General features: G+C 38.3%; 20 protein-coding genes and 3 pseudogenes. 11 read left to right on the plus strand and 12 right to left on the minus strand.

Annotated features, from left to right (window positions below; all coding sequences use genetic code 11):
• The first annotated feature begins 4 nt into the window (after window positions 1-4).
• On the plus strand, window positions 5-214 hold the full coding sequence (locus tag AC3G7N_RS16530) for a YczO family protein (RefSeq protein WP_489423271.1): 210 nt from the start codon (window positions 5-7) through the stop codon (window positions 212-214).
• Between the two features lie 336 nt (window positions 215-550).
• Here the strand turns inward: AC3G7N_RS16530 and AC3G7N_RS16535 are convergent.
• The 4 genes and pseudogenes from AC3G7N_RS16535 to AC3G7N_RS16550 all read right to left on the minus strand — a co-directional run.
• Window positions 551-631, minus strand: a pseudogene (locus AC3G7N_RS16535) (hypothetical protein); the annotation flags it as partial.
• A 414-nt stretch (window positions 632-1045) separates the two neighbouring features.
• A pseudogene (locus AC3G7N_RS16540) lies at window positions 1046-1183 on the minus strand (manganese catalase family protein); the annotation flags it as partial.
• Window positions 1184-1335: 152 nt separating this feature from the next.
• Window positions 1336-1527 (minus strand): YjzC family protein, encoded by a 192-nt coding sequence (locus AC3G7N_RS16545; protein ID WP_489423272.1) that lies wholly within the window; start codon window positions 1525-1527, stop codon window positions 1336-1338.
• 528 nt (window positions 1528-2055) lie between these two features.
• Entirely contained in the window at window positions 2056-2598 is a 543-nt protein-coding gene (locus tag AC3G7N_RS16550) for a CBO0543 family protein (RefSeq protein ID WP_489423273.1), read from the minus strand.
• Window positions 2599-2736: 138 nt separating this feature from the next.
• On the opposite strand from AC3G7N_RS16550, the gene AC3G7N_RS16555 reads away from it, so the two are divergent.
• From AC3G7N_RS16555 to AC3G7N_RS16565, 3 genes are all read left to right on the plus strand, one after another.
• Entirely contained in the window at window positions 2737-3525 is a 789-nt protein-coding gene (locus AC3G7N_RS16555; RefSeq protein WP_489423274.1) for a hypothetical protein, read from the plus strand.
• A 5-nt stretch (window positions 3526-3530) separates the two neighbouring features.
• Window positions 3531-3995, plus strand: a complete 465-nt coding sequence (locus AC3G7N_RS16560) for a hypothetical protein (protein ID WP_489423275.1) — start codon at window positions 3531-3533, stop codon at window positions 3993-3995.
• 198 nt (window positions 3996-4193) lie between these two features.
• Window positions 4194-5813: an aryl-sulfate sulfotransferase gene (locus tag AC3G7N_RS16565; protein WP_489423276.1), complete on the plus strand. Its 1620-nt coding sequence runs from the start codon at window positions 4194-4196 to the stop codon at window positions 5811-5813.
• A 292-nt stretch (window positions 5814-6105) separates the two neighbouring features.
• On the opposite strand, the gene AC3G7N_RS16570 is transcribed toward AC3G7N_RS16565, so the two are convergent.
• Window positions 6106-8310 carry an MMPL family transporter gene (locus AC3G7N_RS16570; protein WP_489423277.1) on the minus strand — a complete coding sequence of 735 codons (2205 nt, stop codon included), beginning with the start codon at window positions 8308-8310 and terminating at the stop codon, window positions 6106-6108.
• A 143-nt stretch (window positions 8311-8453) separates the two neighbouring features.
• Between AC3G7N_RS16570 and AC3G7N_RS16575 the strand changes: the two genes are divergently transcribed.
• Together AC3G7N_RS16575 and AC3G7N_RS16580 are read left to right on the plus strand one after the other, a co-directional pair.
• The gene (locus tag AC3G7N_RS16575; protein WP_489423278.1) at window positions 8454-9077 is read left to right on the plus strand and encodes a TetR/AcrR family transcriptional regulator; all 624 of its coding nucleotides are present in this window, start codon (window positions 8454-8456) and stop codon (window positions 9075-9077) included.
• Window positions 9078-9125: 48 nt separating this feature from the next.
• Window positions 9126-9509: a TIGR02328 family protein gene (locus tag AC3G7N_RS16580; protein WP_489423279.1), complete on the plus strand. Its 384-nt coding sequence runs from the start codon at window positions 9126-9128 to the stop codon at window positions 9507-9509.
• On the opposite strand, the gene splB is transcribed toward AC3G7N_RS16580, so the two are convergent.
• The 3 genes and pseudogenes from splB to AC3G7N_RS16595 form a co-directional block, all read right to left on the minus strand.
• The gene (gene splB / locus AC3G7N_RS16585; protein ID WP_489423280.1) at window positions 9502-10530 is read right to left on the minus strand and encodes a spore photoproduct lyase; all 1029 of its coding nucleotides are present in this window, start codon (window positions 10528-10530) and stop codon (window positions 9502-9504) included. The genes AC3G7N_RS16580 and splB overlap by 8 nt on opposite strands.
• Window positions 10523-10774: a transcriptional regulator SplA domain-containing protein gene (locus tag AC3G7N_RS16590; RefSeq protein ID WP_489423281.1), complete on the minus strand. Its 252-nt coding sequence runs from the start codon at window positions 10772-10774 to the stop codon at window positions 10523-10525. Before AC3G7N_RS16590 ends, splB begins: the two co-directional genes overlap by 8 nt.
• A 190-nt stretch (window positions 10775-10964) precedes the next feature.
• Window positions 10965-12040 (minus strand): annotated as a pseudogene (locus AC3G7N_RS16595) (EAL domain-containing protein).
• Between the two features lie 145 nt (window positions 12041-12185).
• Between AC3G7N_RS16595 and AC3G7N_RS16600 the strand changes: the two are divergent.
• From AC3G7N_RS16600 to AC3G7N_RS16610, 3 genes are all read left to right on the plus strand, one after another.
• Window positions 12186-12362: an asparagine synthase gene (locus AC3G7N_RS16600; protein WP_489423282.1), complete on the plus strand. Its 177-nt coding sequence runs from the start codon at window positions 12186-12188 to the stop codon at window positions 12360-12362.
• Window positions 12363-12397: 35 nt separating this feature from the next.
• Entirely contained in the window at window positions 12398-12748 is a 351-nt protein-coding gene (locus AC3G7N_RS16605) for a DUF378 domain-containing protein (protein WP_489423283.1), read from the plus strand.
• A gap of 75 nt (window positions 12749-12823) precedes the next feature.
• On the plus strand, window positions 12824-13201 hold the full coding sequence (locus AC3G7N_RS16610) for a carboxymuconolactone decarboxylase family protein (RefSeq protein ID WP_489423284.1): 378 nt from the start codon (window positions 12824-12826) through the stop codon (window positions 13199-13201).
• A 44-nt stretch (window positions 13202-13245) separates the two neighbouring features.
• Here AC3G7N_RS16610 and AC3G7N_RS16615 read toward each other — a convergent pair whose 3' ends face one another.
• Window positions 13246-13668 (minus strand): pyridoxamine 5'-phosphate oxidase family protein, encoded by a 423-nt coding sequence (locus AC3G7N_RS16615; protein ID WP_489423285.1) that lies wholly within the window; start codon window positions 13666-13668, stop codon window positions 13246-13248.
• Between the two features lie 166 nt (window positions 13669-13834).
• A complete protein-coding gene (locus AC3G7N_RS16620; RefSeq protein ID WP_489423286.1) occupies window positions 13835-14539 on the minus strand; it encodes a DUF421 domain-containing protein in 705 nt (234 codons plus the stop codon).
• Window positions 14540-14820: 281 nt separating this feature from the next.
• On the opposite strand from AC3G7N_RS16620, the gene AC3G7N_RS16625 reads away from it, so the two are divergent.
• Window positions 14821-15798, plus strand: coding sequence for a ring-cleaving dioxygenase (locus AC3G7N_RS16625; protein ID WP_489423287.1), 978 nt, complete (start codon window positions 14821-14823; stop codon window positions 15796-15798).
• 28 nt (window positions 15799-15826) lie between these two features.
• On the plus strand, window positions 15827-16285 hold the full coding sequence (locus tag AC3G7N_RS16630) for a MarR family winged helix-turn-helix transcriptional regulator (RefSeq protein ID WP_489423288.1): 459 nt from the start codon (window positions 15827-15829) through the stop codon (window positions 16283-16285).
• Between the two features lie 58 nt (window positions 16286-16343).
• Here the strand turns inward: AC3G7N_RS16630 and AC3G7N_RS16635 are convergent, their stop codons facing one another.
• Window positions 16344-17036, minus strand: coding sequence for a DUF421 domain-containing protein (locus tag AC3G7N_RS16635; protein WP_489423289.1), 693 nt, complete (start codon window positions 17034-17036; stop codon window positions 16344-16346).
• Window positions 17037-17073: 37 nt separating this feature from the next.
• Window positions 17074-17269, minus strand: a 196-nt coding sequence (locus AC3G7N_RS16640) for a hypothetical protein (protein ID WP_489423290.1), incomplete at its 5' end; no start/stop codon positions are given.

Below are 17269 nucleotides of genomic sequence, written 5' to 3' on the forward strand. Positions count from 1 at the left end.
AAACATGAGAACGAGTGATAAAAGATCATCGGATAAAGATAATAATGGTGAACATGTAGAAAAAAGAACAAAACTGGACGAGTTCAAAGATCAACAGATGGTGGATGATATCCCATTGGAAGACTTAAAAATAGAACAAAAAGACGAAAAGAAAAAGTTCAAATCAAAGGACGAATCCCAGAGTGAAAGAAAGTATAAGAAGGATGAAAAATAAAAAAGCAATTCCATGAAGTTATCTCCACTTTCTTTTTGGATGGGAATTACTTTCTCGTTGTGGACTTATATCGCTTCCTGAACAATGATGGTTAATAACAAACAACTAATTTTCTGAGAAACCCGTATTTTTTATGAAAAATGCGGGTTCCAGCTTGTTGAAGGTAACTTCTTTGCTAAATTTGTTAAATCATCTATTAAAATTTAAAAATACATCCAAGTTCCATTTACTTTAAAACTGTCTAAAAAAGCACCTGGATGAGGAACTCACTTCTTCATCCAGATGCTTATGCAACTTTCAAATAGTTAAGAGATCGTCACCCATTGTGTAGCTTCGTTACTTGACAGAGAAGGGGGAAAACTGTTCTCCTTCTTCTATCTTGACTTCCGTTTCATCTTGATTAGAAGGATTCCCATTGACTAAACTCTGTACCTTGTATTTACCGCTTTCTAGAGCTTTTTCACCTGTCTAATACGTCTGATTGGTATTAGTCATCTACTCCACCTCCGCTATAAATTGTAGAAAAGATATAAGCAGTTTCTTTGTTGAATTTACTATTTTAAAATAAAGTGTAACTATAATGCTGGCCAGAATTTATAACTAAAACCGTAAAGCTTGATGACTCACTATCATCTTTTTGGTATCATAAACTATATGAATAGAGACTGGCTTTAGTTAGAAGTCAGTCTCTTTGCTCTATTATTCATCTAGGGGAGGCGTTCCATGTACATAGGTAGGTGCTGGCCTCAGCTCCTGTTTGCCTCCGTGGGCTTTCGGTTTTTTTACATAACCAAATTCAGCATTCCATCCTGAGTTTCCCCAGAAGTCCAACCCTCGAGTATTCCAACCCTGGAATAAGTATTGCATAGCGACTGATATTTCACCGAATTGCCCACCTGAGATTTCTTGTAGCTTCATAGCATAGACGGGCTCCGGACAATCTGGTTTAGCATGAAATTGAAGTTCTTTTCATGGGTAAACATAGGGAAATCACCTCTCCGATTGAATTTTGTTAACAATTTTATAAATTTATAAAGGGTTCTTTAGTGTTCCTTTTGGGAGAGAAGTATTCCTCTATAAAGAATTCAATTCTTTATAGAGGAACTTTTTTTCTACATTAATTAAGATACTTTTTTCCAATGTGCTGCTTCATTACTTGAAGGAGAAGGAGGGAACTGTTCGCCTTTCTCCACTTTAATTTCAGTGTTATCTTGGCTTGATGATGAACCACCACTGACTAGACTTTGTACCTTGTACGTTGCACTTTCTGGTGCTTTTTCACCTGTTTTGTACGTGTTATTGTTATTAGCCATCTTGCTCCACCTCCAAAAATAATTTAGAAAAGAAGCCTCAATATTCTACATCTTCTTTTCTATATTGGACGAGTTCCCGTGATATTAGGTCCTAAACATAAATAGTTATATATTACAAAAATGTAATTAAATTGTAAGATTGGTAAACTTATCAAGTTTATCAATCTCCTCAAAAACTGAGATTTAGGTGCTGTTCAATTGGGAAACGAGGGTTATGAACGGGTAACTAAGTACTTTAATAATGTGCGTACACTTTAGTTGGTGTAGGAAGGAGTCCACATGATATATAGAATCGTTCGTATGCAAGATGCATGTTGAATGGTACCTGGGAAAAATAAGTGGGTAGTTTTTGCTGTCCAGCTTTTTGAGCCCCCTTCGATTTGGAGGGGGGTTAAAAAAGTTGGTTCGTGAATTGACAGTCAACAGGTAGTGGGGGGACGGGGAACAACAGATAAAAGGAGCAGGCCTTTTATCAAAACGAATCATAAATTAGGAAAGCTAGTTTTAAAAATTAACTGTCTTTTCACACTAGATGCATTTTCTTTCTATTTTATCAACCAAGGCTTTCACGAAAATCGCCATCAAAATATAAATAGGAAAGGAAAACCAATATTCCCATCGTAGTAGAGTATAAATGTTAAGTTCAGAAAAAATGGGTTCAGCCACAAAAACGGCAAAGAGACTTAGCAACGTAAGGACGACTAAATAGGATTTCCAAGAACTAAAGTATTGATATAACAACATATAAAATACGGGAATGATTGCTATATCAACGGGATATAATCGACCTACGAAATATGTAAGTTGGAAAGGGTAAGTCCATAAATTTAATGAAATACCGATATCATCCATAATGAGTGCGAGTAAGCTTGTTATCAGACCTATAAGCAAGATAATATTCACTCGTTTTTTATCAACTATAACCACCCATATTATCCAAAGAAAAACTGTGATACTAACGAGAATCCACCACTGATAAGAAAATAAAATGTTTTCGAAAAAATGCTGTTTTTTTAATTGTGAGTACTTTTCATGTGTATCTATGATTTCATTCATTATTACAAGATCCATCCCAATCATTCCACCTTCATTGAAGTTGCATTACTGCTAGGTTTTGTTTCGTTTAAATATCTATACATCTAGAATAAAAGGCCTTTTTAAGGAAAGCCTACTGATAGACAGTGAAATCATACAATAGGGGATCTCTAAATGAATAATTACACAAATAACAATACAGCTAGACGTTACACAGCCCATGTTAGTACGCTTGGTACAACCCAAATTCATTTAAGAAATCCTTATATCATTGCGTGGTGGAGTGCTGCATTTCCAGGGTTTGGACATTTGCTTTTATCAAAATATTTACGAGGATTTTTATTATTTATTTGGGAAGTTGTCGTTAATCTGCAAGCAAAAATAAATTTAGGCATCCTTCTTTCCTTTCAAGGTGATATGGATAAGGTTATTAACGTGTTAGATACGAGATGGCTGCTCATCTATATGCCGGTATATCTATTTGGAATTTGGGATAGCTATCGCACCACGGTCGATATGAACAAAGTGTATATACTTGCAGATCGGGAAGAACATCGTTTCAATACATTTGCTATTGGAGCAGTGGAAATAAACTACTTAGATAAAAGAAACCCTGTCATGGCTGTAATGTGGTCACTATTTGTGCCGGGTTTAGGTCAACTCTATATCCATCGAATTCTTACCGCTTTTTTCGTCGTAATTTGGACTGGTGTGTTTTTTTACTTTTCACATTTTCTTGAGGCAGTCCCTCTACTAATTTTAGGTAATATACAGCAAGCTACTGCTGTACTAGATCCAGAATGGTTCTTATTTTTACCTTCCTTATATGGTTTTGCTATGTATGATTCTTATATGAATACAGTTGAAAATAATAAGCTTTTCGAAAAGGAACAACGGCGGTTTTTAAAAGATGACTATCAAAATAACGATTTCGTACTACTAAAAGGACAAAAAGTGAAGTGAATAGGATGCAGTTATACGCAACGTTTGATCATACCATTTTTTTAGAAATGGCTATAGCGACGCTCGAGAAAAAAGGCATTAAAAAGGAAAATATATATGCAGTTCCACTTGACAACCGACCTGAAGAAAGTAGGCTGTTTGATAGCATTCACCGGTCAGATGGCACATCCCTTATTGATCTCGGTATGGGCCTTGCAACAGCGTTCTCTGTTATTGGAATTAGTTTAGGTTTTGAGCTGGCATGGGGGCCAATCTATTGGGGGCTAATTAGTGCGTTTATCGGTTTCGTTTTAGGGTTAGCTATTCGATTATTTACTGAATTAGTATGGAAAAAGCGTAAGAGGCGTTTAAAAGGAAAAAATTCTGAAGTCATTCTAATTATTGACTGTGAAGAAAGACAAGTTGACGTAGCAGAAAAAATTTTGTGGGAACACTTTGCACTTGGAGTAGCAAAGATCAAAAAAGGGTAGTGAACACGTTTGTGCCATGGAATATTGGCACTTTTTTTATGGCTAAAAAGGTGAAATTCCTGATATACCTTCAGTGGTGGAAGTCACTTCATTTTTTGGGAAAACCAGCTAATATCATTAGATTGACCGTTAAACCTATGCTAACCTAGAACTATATGGTGACGGAAATCGACAAATAAATAGCTGGAGGGCTAAATTATGAAGAAGATTTTGATAGGAGCTTTAAGTGGCGCGATCGTGGTTGGTGCCATTATGTATTTTGTCTTGTTTAATGAAGAAGATACTAACCCAAAGCAGGAAGTAGACGGGAAACGTACGGTATCCGCTGACATGGAACTAATTAATGAGCAAAACTCGATTGAAGAAGTAATACGTACAACATATGATCAAAGGAGTTATGATTTGAACGATCCATTGGTTATTACGGATCCTTACAGTGCTGCTCCGTTAACAGCACTTATCAAGTTCGAAACGGATGAACCACAAGAAATAACGGTCACAGTTAAAGGCAAGACGGAAGGAACCGATATCGTTAAAACCTATGACGGGTATGATACAAGTCACGCGGTCCCAGTACTGGGTCTGTATCCAGATGATGAAAATACGGTGATAATAGCGGGAGAAAGTAAAGACGGGACTGTCACGGAAAAAACGCTTTCGATAACGACAGAAGCCCTTCCAGAAGGTTTTCTTACGACAGAACTCATTAAATCAGAGCAAGCAAAAATGGAAAACGGATTAACATTCCTCATTCCAAGTAGTGAATCTGCATATGCAGTCGATAGCAATGGCGATGTACGTTGGTACGCTACCTTTCCTAATAGCCATGTGCTAAAACGGATGGAAAATAACAATCTACTATACGTAACAGAAAAGACAGATCAATATAATCTAATACTGGAAATGGACATGCTAGGTCAGGTGTCGAATGCTTACCAAGTAACCGTCAGCAATTATGAAGGTTGGGGGATTATTCACCATGATGCGGTTGAATTGCCAAATGGAAACATACTAGCTACAGCGCATGATGGGACGCAGTATATTGAGGACGAAATGATTGAAATTGATCGAGAAACTGGCGAGTTAGTTGATGAGCTAAATATGCGCGAGATTATGCCAGAAGATTTTTATAAAGAATACGATGGACCTTCAGCTGCAGATGGCGATTGGTTCCACCAAAATGCCATTTGGTTTGACGAAGATGAAGGGGATATTCTTGTTTCTAGCCGGCATCAGAGTCTAATCATGGAGATGAGTTACCCTGAGGGAGAAATCGACTATATCTTAGCTGCCCATGAAGGATGGCCAGAAGATTATCAAGACTATTTGCTAGAGCCAATAGGGGAAGATTTTAAATTTCCAGGTGGACCACATTCTGTGACGGTATTACCTGACTTTGACAATAATGATGTTACAAAGGACATTATGTTATTTGACAATAACATTGCTGTTTCGCGTGGTGACGAAAGTGTGAGCGAGGAATACAGTCGTGGTGTCCAATATCGCATTAACACAGAAGAAATGACTGTTAAAGAGATCTGGTCATATGGAAAAGAACGTGGAGAAGACTTTTTCTCCAAATATGTTAGTGACGCCAACTATTTAAGCGAAACACAAAACCGGTTAATCACATCTGGTTATACACAGCTGGAAAATGGGAAGATGCGGAGTATTGTTGTGGAAGTAACTGGGGAAGAGGATCCGGAAGTGGTTTATGAACTGAAGGTAACAGGATTTGAAGAAGGAGATCACAGACAGATTTATCGTGCGGTTCGAATGTCGTTATATCCTGAGAAATGGGATTTTAATCTAGAATAAACCGAGTAGGGGGTAGTAGAAAAAGACAAGCACTTTCGCTTGTCTTTTTTAAGAGCAAAGAAAGTATAAAATTTTGGTGATTATCTGTCTAGCTCCAGTGCCTAGACACTCGAGACATAAGCAGTTCGCTTCCGCGCGAGAAACCCATCCAACACTGCACCGCTCTGCTTATGCTTGTCGTGTCTTTCAAGGCGCTTTTCTTAATTGGGTGTCATTGGCCGATCTATTCTTTCAAGTCGACCTAAATCATAAAATCAGAAGTATTTCTCTAGCATAGGAAAGAGTCCTTTTCTTATTTTTGTTTCCAAAGCTTACCAGGCCAAAAGGCAAATCGTCCAAGTACAGTTGTTATGGATGGAACGAGTAGTGGTCTTACAATAAAGGTATCCAGTAACACCCCAATTGCGGTCACCGTTCCGAATTGAACCAGTACCTGCAGGGGAAGTACTGCCAATACCGAAAATGTCCCTGCTAGTATTAACCCAGCTGAACTAATAACGCCGCTCGTCTGGCCGACTCCTTCTGAAATTGCTTCTTTCATGGACATATGTTTGCGGTTTTTCCATATGCTTGAAACCATAAATATATTGTAATCTTCACCAAGTGCTACTAAGAAAACAAAGGCATAAAGAGGAATTAGACCATTCATGGCAGGTGCGTCAAACCCATAATGGATCAATAGCCAACCAAGTCCAAGTGCTGAAAGGTAGGACAGGACAACCGTTATCAAAAGGTAAATCATTGCTACAATGGAGCGTAAGTAAACCAATAATAAAGCTGCAATGATGACCAGTACAACCGGAATAATCAGGTTTTGATCTCGGCTTGTTACTTCTTCCGTATCATAAAGTGTCGCTGTCTCTCCGCCAATCCAGACATGTTCGCCAGCCTGTTGCACGCCCGCTTGTTCAAGGCTGTTCTGCACAGAAGCTAGTAATTCCGGAATGTAGTTAATGGCCTTTTTTGAATAGGGATCAATTGCTAGGGTTAGCTCATATGCTTGATAATTGGAATCTTTTTCACCAGTTCTGGGCTCACTCACATTTTCTATTACCTCTAAAGAAGAGAGGTCCTCTTTTAGTGAAATATCGTAACCATCTGTATCGACAATAATCTGTACGGGAGCTATTTTCCCAGGTGGATAATGGTCGGCAATAACCTGGAATCCTTCACGTGATGGCATATCTTCTGGAAAAGAATCAAGCACCCCATACGTAAACTCTATTTTAGGAACAAAAAGTGCAAGTCCTCCAAGGAAAATCGTACAAATAATAATTACCGGCCAAGGTTTCCCAGTAACCAAACGTCCAACAGACTTGCTGAAGCGGCTTCTTGTTTTTGGATGACGAACAGGCTTTCCTTTCTTCTTTTCTAACTCCTGTGCCATTTTTTCTGTACGAGGTATAAAAGGAAAAAAGGCTATCCTGCCAAACATAGCTAGAATCGATGGCAAAAATGTCAGGACTGCAATTCCCATGATGAATATGGCTAAGCTGAACGGCACTGCAAAACGATCATAGGATGCGTATTGTGCAAGCGATAGTGTAATGAGTCCGAGTACAGTTGTTAAGGCACTCATCATAATAGCGCTTCCTGAGTTACCAATTGCCTGTTGAAGTGCTGTATATTTATTTGTCTCAAGTTGTAATTCATCCCGATACCTGGAAATGAGAAATAGGCAATAATCGGTTCCAGCTCCGAACAGTAGTACGGTCATAATGGATATTGCCTGGGCGTCAACTTCAATCCATCCTTGGCTTGCCATAAAACCAAGTAATGGACTTATTAGTCCGTAGGCAATCCCAACACTTATTAACGGGACGATGGCTAGTATTGGAGAACGATATAAGACAATAAGTAAGACTAATACAAGCAAAACGGTTGTGACCAATAGTGTCATATCTGCTTGGCTAAACAGTTCCGTTGCATCTGTTTGAATTCCAACCGGACCAGTAAATCGTACGTGTAAGCCATCTTTCGTTAATTCTTCCTTAAAAGGATTTGTTTTCGTCACAGTGGTAACCTTTTTTTTCAAGACATCAAGTGCCTGCTGCAATGATTCTGTCGAAGAACTTTTTTCAAAAAATACAGGTGTTGTGAGAGCTGCACCATCACTAGAAGCAGATTTCATTAATGCTTCTATGGGTAGATTGGCAAAGTCCGGGACTAATTCTTGCTGTTCTAAGGGCTTTTGTTTTAATTGTTTATAGATAGATTGTACGGCTTGAAAATCAGCTTCCTTCAAACCACCTTCTCGGTACCAGACCATTAATAGTGGGACCCCAGTATCGCTTGGAAACTGCTTTTGGACAATCTTTGCTGCCTCAACCGACATGGCATCTTCTGGTAACAGGTTAGTTGAAGCGGTTTCTTCATCGTTAACCTGAGGCCAGACGAAAGACAGAATTCCTATGACTAGAAGCCAAATTACGAGTGTTGCAAAGCGACTCTTCGAACCAGCAACTGCATTGCTCCATTTCTGTAAAAATTTGTTCATCCAATCTCCCTTTCTTTAGATGCAGGTTTTCACGTTGATATAATTATATATACTAGTTAGTTAATTATCAATGGCTTTGAATCAAATTCCTACAGGAGTTGTGCTATAATACAAATTAACTAATGGACAAGGAGAGAACAAGTGTGAAGGCCAAACATAACCGTTCGCCAGGCAGACCGCGTTCCAGTGAGTTAGAAATACCAACAAAAGAAATTATCTTAAAGGCGGCCTCCCGTCTTTTTTTAGATAACGGCTATCAACATGTTTCGGTAGATGATGTTGCGAAATTATGCAATGTGACAAAAGCAACCGTCTATTATTATTATGCTAGTAAAGCGGAATTATTTACGGAAACGATGGTGCAAATGATGGAACGCATTCGCGAAAAAATGCATGTCATGCTGCAGGAAAACATCCCATTACGCAGCCGTCTCTTAAATGTGACAGAAGCACACTTGAAAGCAACCGTTGATATGGATATGGATGGTTTTATGAAAGGGACTAAAAATACATTATCACCGGAACAAATAAAGAGAATGCATCAGGCAGAAGAGAATATGCATCAAGCAATCGAAGAAGCATTTGTTGAGGCAATGGCAAAGGATGAAATTCGTGAAATAAACCCAACATTTGCTACACAGACATATTTAGCACTATTAAAAGTAGGCAATTATAAGACAGTTGATAACCATTCTATATTCCCAACGATTGAAAAAACGGCTGAACAGATCACCCGTTTCTTTTGGCAAGGACTTTTTCCTGAATAACAGTAGTGGGAATCATGATGAATCGGATGAAAAAAGGAGGGACTTTCTATGCGTCTTTGGCATGAAGAACTATTATCAAGACTGCCACGTCAGCAGCTGCTGGGTCAGCACCGGGAATGTTGTGCTTTAAGAGGCAATGGTTGGGGGAAAAAGCATGCGACTGTCAATTATGTGTTTGATTATGCACCCTATAAATTATACGAGTACCATCTGAAGGTGATGGATGAAATGAAAAACAGGGGATACCAAAATGATCCCCTGTGGGAAAACCCATATTATAGAGGGAAGGCATGCCCGGCACATGACAAAGATAGTCTGTATTGGCATGAACAAAAGGACACAACAGCATTTCCTGTATATCCAGAACATGATCTGGAGTATTTCCATGCATGCGTGGAAAATCTGGAAGATAAGGGTATAAAAATTAGGTGAAGTATTCTAACTTTGCTTCTGGAAAATACTGATGAATGTAGTTTCCTAATGTATCCTTTATATCCTCTTGTTCCTCATTTGTATAAACATATTTACCAATACCGTATCTTCCCCATTTCCATTTCCGCTTCGATTCGTCAAGTTCGAGTTTGGTCATCGGATAGTTTTCTTGAATGACACGCTTAGCTGGTTTTGTAAAGCGATGTTGGATCATTTCAAACGTTAAGTCTTTCCTGGCAAATGCCGGTAAAGCAGCATCAAGCTTTTCAAACATTTCATGATAGCCTTCTTTCCAGTTTTCGTGTAAATAAATTGGCGCAATGATAAACCCTAATGGATAGCCGGCTTCTGCAACTTTAACAGCTGCTTCAATTCTCTCAGGGAGCCTTGACGTGCCAGGTTCAAAGAATTTAATAATATAATCATTATTAATACTAAAACGAAAACGTGTCCGGCCATTATGCTTAGCATCAAGCAGATGATCGACATGAGCAAACTTTGTTACGAAGCGAAGATGACCATATTCTGATCTGCCGAAGTATTCTATTGCTCGTTTTAGCGTATGGGTTAAATGATCAACACCAACGATATCTGATGTACACGAAGCTTCAAATCGTGTAGGTTCAGGGGCACGTTCCTTCATGTAGTCAGCAGCCGAATCAAAAATTTCATCCACGTTTACGTACGTTCGAATATATGGTTTGTTGCCCATTGTTGTTTGCAGGTAACAGTAATGGCAATGGCCCATGCACCCGGTTACAAAAGGGATCGCGTATTCTGCTGATGGTTTTGATGTATCAAACTTTAAGGTTTTTCGGATACCAAGTACGAGTGTTGATTTAGCAACACGGTATTTCTGAAAATGATTATCTCCTGGTAAATTCCGAATTTGATTATGTGAGGTTGTTTCCCGAATTTCAATCCCCATATTCTCGAATTTAGTAACGAGGTCTTTTCCAAGTTGATACTCCAATGCACGGGGTTCGACATAAACAAGTTGAGGAACAAAAGGTTTAACCATCGAGATCACCTATATCCGATGATCCAAAGGCTTCCAGATAGGCATGTTCTGCTTCTCCTTCAGATTTAAACACCGCAAATTCATCTGAAAATGGAAAATAATTCTCGTGTGCAAAAAGAGCTAATTCATAAGGGTTATCTGGATTTTGTACAACTGCTGCTTGTTGAACATTGGCAACATCTTGAGCATGGGGATTACGAATAATAATATAAACGATTTCACCTGGTTGGTAATTCTGATTCATGTCCATTATTTCACCTAGTTTCCTTTAGTTTAATGTTTTAGTTATTCCTTAAAGGGGCAGATTTATGTTTTTTTTAGCTAATAACAAAACAGATCAATCCATTTTCCAAAAATGGATTGATCTGTTTATGGTTGCTGTGAATAAGTTGTGCTTCCTTCACAGACAACTAGAATAGACGAATACCCAGGGATTAAACGTTGACATTATCTTTTAACTCAATTTTCTTTAGTGGAATTTCTTGAGGTTTGGCAAAATAATAGCCTTGAAATAATTCATAACCAATTGCAGCAAGGTAGTTTATATCCTCTAGTCTTTCAACACCCTCTGCCAGGACTTGGGCATTTATATGCCCGGCAATCTGGACAACCGCTTTTGCTACTTTCTGCTTGCCGCGATCTTCGCTTACCCCGTCAGCAAACTCCCTCGCTAATTTAACAAAATGCGGCTCGAGAGATGCTAGTTTTTTCAGATCATTTGCACCTGTTCCGACATCATCCAAAGCATACTTAAAGCCATGTGACTTGTAGTAATTTAGGATTTTCTTAAGATGTTCGATGTCTTCAACCTCGTCCGTTTCCACAACCTCAAAGACAACTTGTTGCGGTTTAATACCGATTTAATGAGCTCAAATGTAGTCGACAAACAATGCTCTGGTACATAAATAGCTGTCGGAATGAAGTTTATGAAAATGAGTTTATTTGTAATTTTGGAGGCATTCTTAACCGACTCAATTCGACAAGCCCGGTCTAAAGCAAATAATCGATTACGAACTCGTGCTGCTTCGAACATTTTGAAAGGTGGAATGATACTTCCATCCTGATCAACGCCCCTTGACAAGAGCTCATGACCAATAATGTTAACTTCATTATTTTTAACCCGGACAATTGGCTGGTAGTGGGTTCTTATGGAACGATTATCAATCAGTTGGTCAATCCAACTAGCTTGCTTTTCGGCTTGTAAAGCTCCGATGGGTTCCTTTTCTTCAAGATTATGTAATGGGTTCTTTTTCTTAGCAGCAGTTGCAAAAATAATACTTGCATCAAAATGGGCTTCGAGATAATCCAGTAGATCAAACACAATGGATTCCTCAGCCCAAAAGATTTGGTCATTGACAAACACCCATTTTTCTTCTGAATGGGAGGTAAAGTATGGTTTCAATTTCTCGATAGTCTGATCACCTTCAAAAGAAACAGTATATTCCTTGTGCTGTGGCAAACAAATATCACATCCATTTATCACTTCATTTCCTCCTTTTTTGTCCTTCATTTCTATATCGGAATAAAGTGACAGCTTCTTTAGATTTTAATACAAAAGTAACAACGTTAGTAGGAATACTTAATTATTCCTGAATGAAAACGAGCTATAAGGAAAAGATAAAATGAACCTTGGCAACTAGCAGGAGGGATACTTTATGCAAAACGCAAAAGAAGGATTAATACCCGTAGTTCTTGGATCAGCAGTGACCACCACTGGTGTCGCGCTACGGAATAATAGAAGCATACAACCTATGGTAACCGGTTCGATTATTGGGTTTGGATTGGCTCATATCGTATTAGGGGCCATCGATTTAGTCGAAAATCGTGGTTAAAAGGACTATTACAGAAAAAAGGAGGTGTAGTAATTATGGAAACGTTGAAGAAAATAGCCTTAACTTTAGTAATAATTGGAGCTGTTAACTGGGGATTAATTGGGTTATTCCAGTTTGACCTAGTGGCAGCAATATTTGGTGGACAAGATGGGGCTTTAGCTCGAGTAATTTATACGCTTGTTGGCTTAAGTGGTCTGTATTGCATAACCATGTTATTTGACCCTGTGACAGAAATGGATAAGGACATGGACAGAGGTAAGGATCGAACTATGCATACAAAAAATGTTAACTATGGCACGGAGTTTAGTGAAGAAAATGATGTTACAAATTCGTCTGAATCTTTCGCGGACAGGGAAAGAGACCAAGATCCATTAAATAGAAAATAATAACCATTTACTCCAAAGCCTTCCATGGCTTTGGAGTAATTACTTACAGGTTATATATGGAAAGGAAGCGGAAGCATGGAACATCATCAAGAAATAACAAACAATCCCTCCATCGAGAAGCACTTGCTTAACTACAAGGAAGGGCTTCATAAATTCACTGAAGGTATGCCTGAAGTTGTACAGACGTACAATGAATTTACCGAGCACTGTTTCAGAGAAGGGGAGATTTCCCAAAAAAATAAGCAACTTATTGCCCTCGGGATAAGCGTTTATTCCCAAGATGAATACTGTATGATTTATCATACGAAGGGGTGTATCGACCAAGGTTGCACGGATAAGGAAATTTTTGAGGCAATTGGCGTATCAACAGCAATTGGTGGAGGAGCAGCCATGAGTCAAGGCGTAACACTTGTACAAGAATGTATGGATCAATTTAAACAAAAAAGACATTAATAAAGATCACCAGCTAGTAACAAAAGCTGGTGATCTTTATTCTTTTATAAATTCAATGTTTGTGGTGATTCACTTTTTTTGTTCATCAAATTAATGTGAATGGGTTCAATTTCGAGTACGATGTAATTCGGATCAGTTGGACCATCAAACCAAAGATCCATATGCTCATTCCACATCTGGTCTTTCATCTCTTTCGAATCATTTATGGAAACCTTTCCTTCATACTCTACATAATCATCGCCGTACCCTTCTCCTTCATAACCGAGAAGAATATGCGTAAACGGGTTAGTTTCTAATTCTTCTGCTTTATGGGTATCTTTGCTTGTCGCTGTGTAAAGTTTCAACCCCACGTTAGAAAAGGTCATGTACCTTGAATGTGGTTTATTATTTTTAACGGTTGCCATTACACCAACACTACTGTCATTAAGTATGTTTTCTACACTTGTTCTAATCTCTTTTTGACTCAACTGCATGCACTCCTTCATTAGTTATAATGATAGTATTCCTCCAAGCTCCAATGTTAAACAAGATCACCTGGTTATTATTATGGACAAAATAGTTGGAGATCTAAGTAGCTCAAATTACCATAGAATGAAGTAACTAGTAGTTCTACTTGAAGGGATAGTCCCTTTTCTATTTATACAAAAATATTTTTATTTTATCATTATTATCAAGGGTGGCGAGCAACACATCGTCTACTAATACGTTACTGGTTGCTTTTATTTTCTGCATCAGCCATTGCTCATCTTTTCCGAGTCTGCTTAACTCATGATAATTGATTTTTCGTTCTTTAATTATAGTTTTAGGGAAATGAAAAGGTTGTATGGCAGACGTTGAACTTGAATGGGTGATTGGCTGATATTGAGGATATAAAAATATGGATATAGATCCTCCGGGTTCCCATAAAGCAAGTGCTACTTTTTGTATATCTTCCGTCTTTTCTTTCCTTAATTCGGATAAAAGCAAATCAATTGAAATTCTTGCTTTAGTTAAGTTTTTATAATTAATTTCTCCATTTTCTATCAGGGGTATGGGGGAGGGATCAAAGATTTTTCTAAATGGTATCCATCGTAGGCTTAGATACACGCCACCAAGATATAATAGTACTAACACGGTCATGGTAATCATCGAACCACGTAACCCTAATCCCTCGTCTGACAATGGGTGGGCAATAATATTTCCTAAAAGTAATGCGATGACAAAATCAAGAAATCTTAACTGTGATATAGAGCGTTGGCCCATTATTTTTGCAGCTAATACTAAAAAAAAGAAACCGACAATCGCTCTTAGAACCCACTGAATAGCGGTAAGAGATTCTTGGCCAGTAAAGAAATCCATGAAGCTCACGTCCTAGTCTCTAAAATTTTTCTACCGAGGTTGACCATTTTTATTGTTTCCTTTTTAATGTCACTTTAACCGCATTGTAAACGACTTTATAAGTGAAACAGCCATCCTCTTGAAAGGGAAGTCCTTATCATGACAATCGAAATAATCCGCTTTTTGGTGGCTGAAATCTTAGAAAGACTTCCATATTGACACCAAATAAAATTCGTAGTAGAATTATCTCGAATTAAAGATATATTAATCTGAGGTAAATGGAAAAATTGGAGGCATATAACATGAACGGACTAAAAGGAATACACCACGTAACAGCGATAACCAGTAGCGCTGAAAAGAACTATGAGTTTTTCACCTATGTACTGGGAATGCGATTAATCAAGAAAACAGTGAACCAAGATGACATTCAAACGTATCACTTATTTTTTGCTGATGATACTGGTAATCCAGGTACAGATATGACATTCTTTGACTTCCCAGGAATTCCAAAAGGTGTCCATGGCACAAACGAGGTATCCAAAACATCATTCCGCGTACCAAGTGATGAAGCATTAGATTATTGGGTGAAACGTTTTGATCGTTTAGCTGTAAAACATATGGGGATTAACGAACAGTTTGGAAAAAAAGTGCTTTCATTCGTTGATTTTGATGACCAAAACTATCAATTAATTTCAGATGAAAATAATGAAGGTGTTGCTGCAGGTACACCTTGGCAAAATGGACCGGTCCCTTTAGAATATGCCATCACTGGACTCGGGCCAATCTTTGTTCGTATCGCGGATTTTGATTACTTTAAAAAAATGATGGAAACCGTATTACAGTTTAAAGAAATAGCGAAAGAGGAAGCGTTTCATTTATTCGAAGTTGGCGAAGGGGGAAATGGTGCGCAAGTAATTGTGGAATATAATGCGGTTCTTCCGCAAGCTCGACAAGGTTTTGGTACTGTTCATCATACAGCATTCCGTGTGGAAGACCGTTCTGTTTTAGAAGAATGGATTACGCGCATGGAAAGCTTTAAGTTTCAAACATCAGGCTATGTAAATCGTCACTTTTTTGAATCCTTATATGTAAATGTTGCACCACAAATCTTATTTGAGTTTGCTACGGATGGTCCAGGATTCATGGGAGATGAACCATATGAAACGCTTGGCGAAAGCTTATCATTACCTCCTATGTTAGAACCAAAACGGGAGCAGATTGAAGAATTGGTTCGCCCGATTGGTACAGTAAGAAGCACGACAGATTTTAAAAAAGAGTAAATTAGGAATTCAGGATAAAGGATTGATAATGGTGAACCAAGCGGAAAAGATAAGTAAAGAAAGTGAGAACTCGTTAAAATTATTTGTCGTTCTAACGCGTGCATTGCAATCAATTGAAAAGCAGGTTATCAAAGATATAAAGAGTCACGGACTGAATTTAACCGAGTTTTCGGTATTGGAGTTGTTGTACCATAAAGGGGAGCAACCAATCCAGAAAATTGGGCAAAAGATATTGCTGGCCAGCAGTAGTACAACCTACGTGGTAGATAAATTAGAAAAGAAAGACTACCTGAAGCGTCAAGCATGTCCTACTGATCGCAGGATAACGTATGCTGTGATTACAAAAGAAGGAACCGAATTAATGGATGAAATTTTTCCGAAGCATATAGAGGCGATGAATGAAATCCTGGGGGGCATCGATTCGGACGAAAAAGAACGGATGATTAGACAGTTGAAGAAATTGGGCTTGCATGCACAAGTGTTATAAGGTGAAAAATCCCTCATCCATTAAGCCTGGATGGGGGATTACTTGTTAGACAGTCTCATTAACTCTCTCTAGTAAAAAACGGCTGTACAAATATGTCATGGCCTTCGATCCATTCCGCGTAAAAGACATCTCGAGCTGTTGTAATTTCTTGTTTCATTAATTCATTTTTAAGCCATTCTTCGCTTAAGTTTGCTTCTTTTAGGTTATCCCAGATAATTTCACCATCATTGATGAGAGTCATAGCGAGATGAGTGGCTTCTGGTCGTAAATTAAAATCATTGCGGTTCGGTACTTGGTAAGTTGATTTTTTCAAAACGGAAACTGTGCCGTCTGTTTCTAAAATGGCATATTCAACCTCTTGAATCGAAAACGCATCTTTGGATCTAAGTAAGTGTTGGAGCTGATTAATGTCCAGATTACTCTTCTTCATTTCTTCACGAATCAGTTTTCCCTGATGAATTATGATAGTAGGACGGCCTTCAAGCAATGCACGTGTACCTTTGTATCTTTGCGTAATTACCTCCGTTACATAAAGGATCACGCCCCATAGTACAACCGCAAACCCAATTTCCAATATACCATTCTCATCATCAAATAGCGCATTCCCGACCAACTCTCCTAATACAAGGGCAGCAATGAAATCAAATGGTGTAAGTTGGGTAATTTGAGTCTTTCCTAATACCTTTGTGAGTACAAATAATGCAACAAATCCGAACAAGGATTCTAAAAAAATTGGTAATAAATGTTCCATGTAAGACAACCCCTTTTGCACATATCCATTGCTTAGGTTATCCAAAATCAACATTTGCATACAAAATTTTAGGAAGAGAGGGATCGCTTGACATAGATGAATGAGCCTTGTCATCACTGTTACTAAATTCGTGAATTAACTGGGGATTAACAAAGACTATAATGTATCCAAAGGTACGTAAGTCGGGATGAGCGTTGATATCTTGATACGAAAGTTGATAAGTCGGGATGAGC

It is taken from the genome of Virgibacillus carmonensis (genome assembly GCF_057836705.1).

Coding starts and splice junctions, on each gene's coding strand:
- AC3G7N_RS16530 (WP_489423271.1), top strand. CDS start 5: ATGAGAACGAGTGATAAAAGATCATCGGATAAAGATAATAATGGTGAA.
- AC3G7N_RS16545 (WP_489423272.1), bottom strand. CDS start 1,527: ATGGCTAATAACAATAACACGTACAAAACAGGTGAAAAAGCACCAGAA.
- AC3G7N_RS16550 (WP_489423273.1), bottom strand. CDS start 2,598: ATGGATCTTGTAATAATGAATGAAATCATAGATACACATGAAAAGTAC.
- AC3G7N_RS16555 (WP_489423274.1), top strand. CDS start 2,737: ATGAATAATTACACAAATAACAATACAGCTAGACGTTACACAGCCCAT.
- AC3G7N_RS16560 (WP_489423275.1), top strand. CDS start 3,531: ATGCAGTTATACGCAACGTTTGATCATACCATTTTTTTAGAAATGGCT.
- AC3G7N_RS16565 (WP_489423276.1), top strand. CDS start 4,194: ATGAAGAAGATTTTGATAGGAGCTTTAAGTGGCGCGATCGTGGTTGGT.
- AC3G7N_RS16570 (WP_489423277.1), bottom strand. CDS start 8,310: ATGAACAAATTTTTACAGAAATGGAGCAATGCAGTTGCTGGTTCGAAG.
- AC3G7N_RS16580 (WP_489423279.1), top strand. CDS start 9,126: ATGCGTCTTTGGCATGAAGAACTATTATCAAGACTGCCACGTCAGCAG.
- splB (WP_489423280.1), bottom strand. CDS start 10,530: ATGGTTAAACCTTTTGTTCCTCAACTTGTTTATGTCGAACCCCGTGCA.
- AC3G7N_RS16590 (WP_489423281.1), bottom strand. CDS start 10,774: ATGAATCAGAATTACCAACCAGGTGAAATCGTTTATATTATTATTCGT.
- AC3G7N_RS16600 (WP_489423282.1), top strand. CDS start 12,186: ATGCAAAACGCAAAAGAAGGATTAATACCCGTAGTTCTTGGATCAGCA.
- AC3G7N_RS16605 (WP_489423283.1), top strand. CDS start 12,398: ATGGAAACGTTGAAGAAAATAGCCTTAACTTTAGTAATAATTGGAGCT.
- AC3G7N_RS16610 (WP_489423284.1), top strand. CDS start 12,824: ATGGAACATCATCAAGAAATAACAAACAATCCCTCCATCGAGAAGCAC.
- AC3G7N_RS16620 (WP_489423286.1), bottom strand. CDS start 14,539: ATGGATTTCTTTACTGGCCAAGAATCTCTTACCGCTATTCAGTGGGTT.
- AC3G7N_RS16625 (WP_489423287.1), top strand. CDS start 14,821: ATGAACGGACTAAAAGGAATACACCACGTAACAGCGATAACCAGTAGC.
- AC3G7N_RS16630 (WP_489423288.1), top strand. CDS start 15,827: ATGGTGAACCAAGCGGAAAAGATAAGTAAAGAAAGTGAGAACTCGTTA.
- AC3G7N_RS16635 (WP_489423289.1), bottom strand. CDS start 17,036: ATGGAACATTTATTACCAATTTTTTTAGAATCCTTGTTCGGATTTGTT.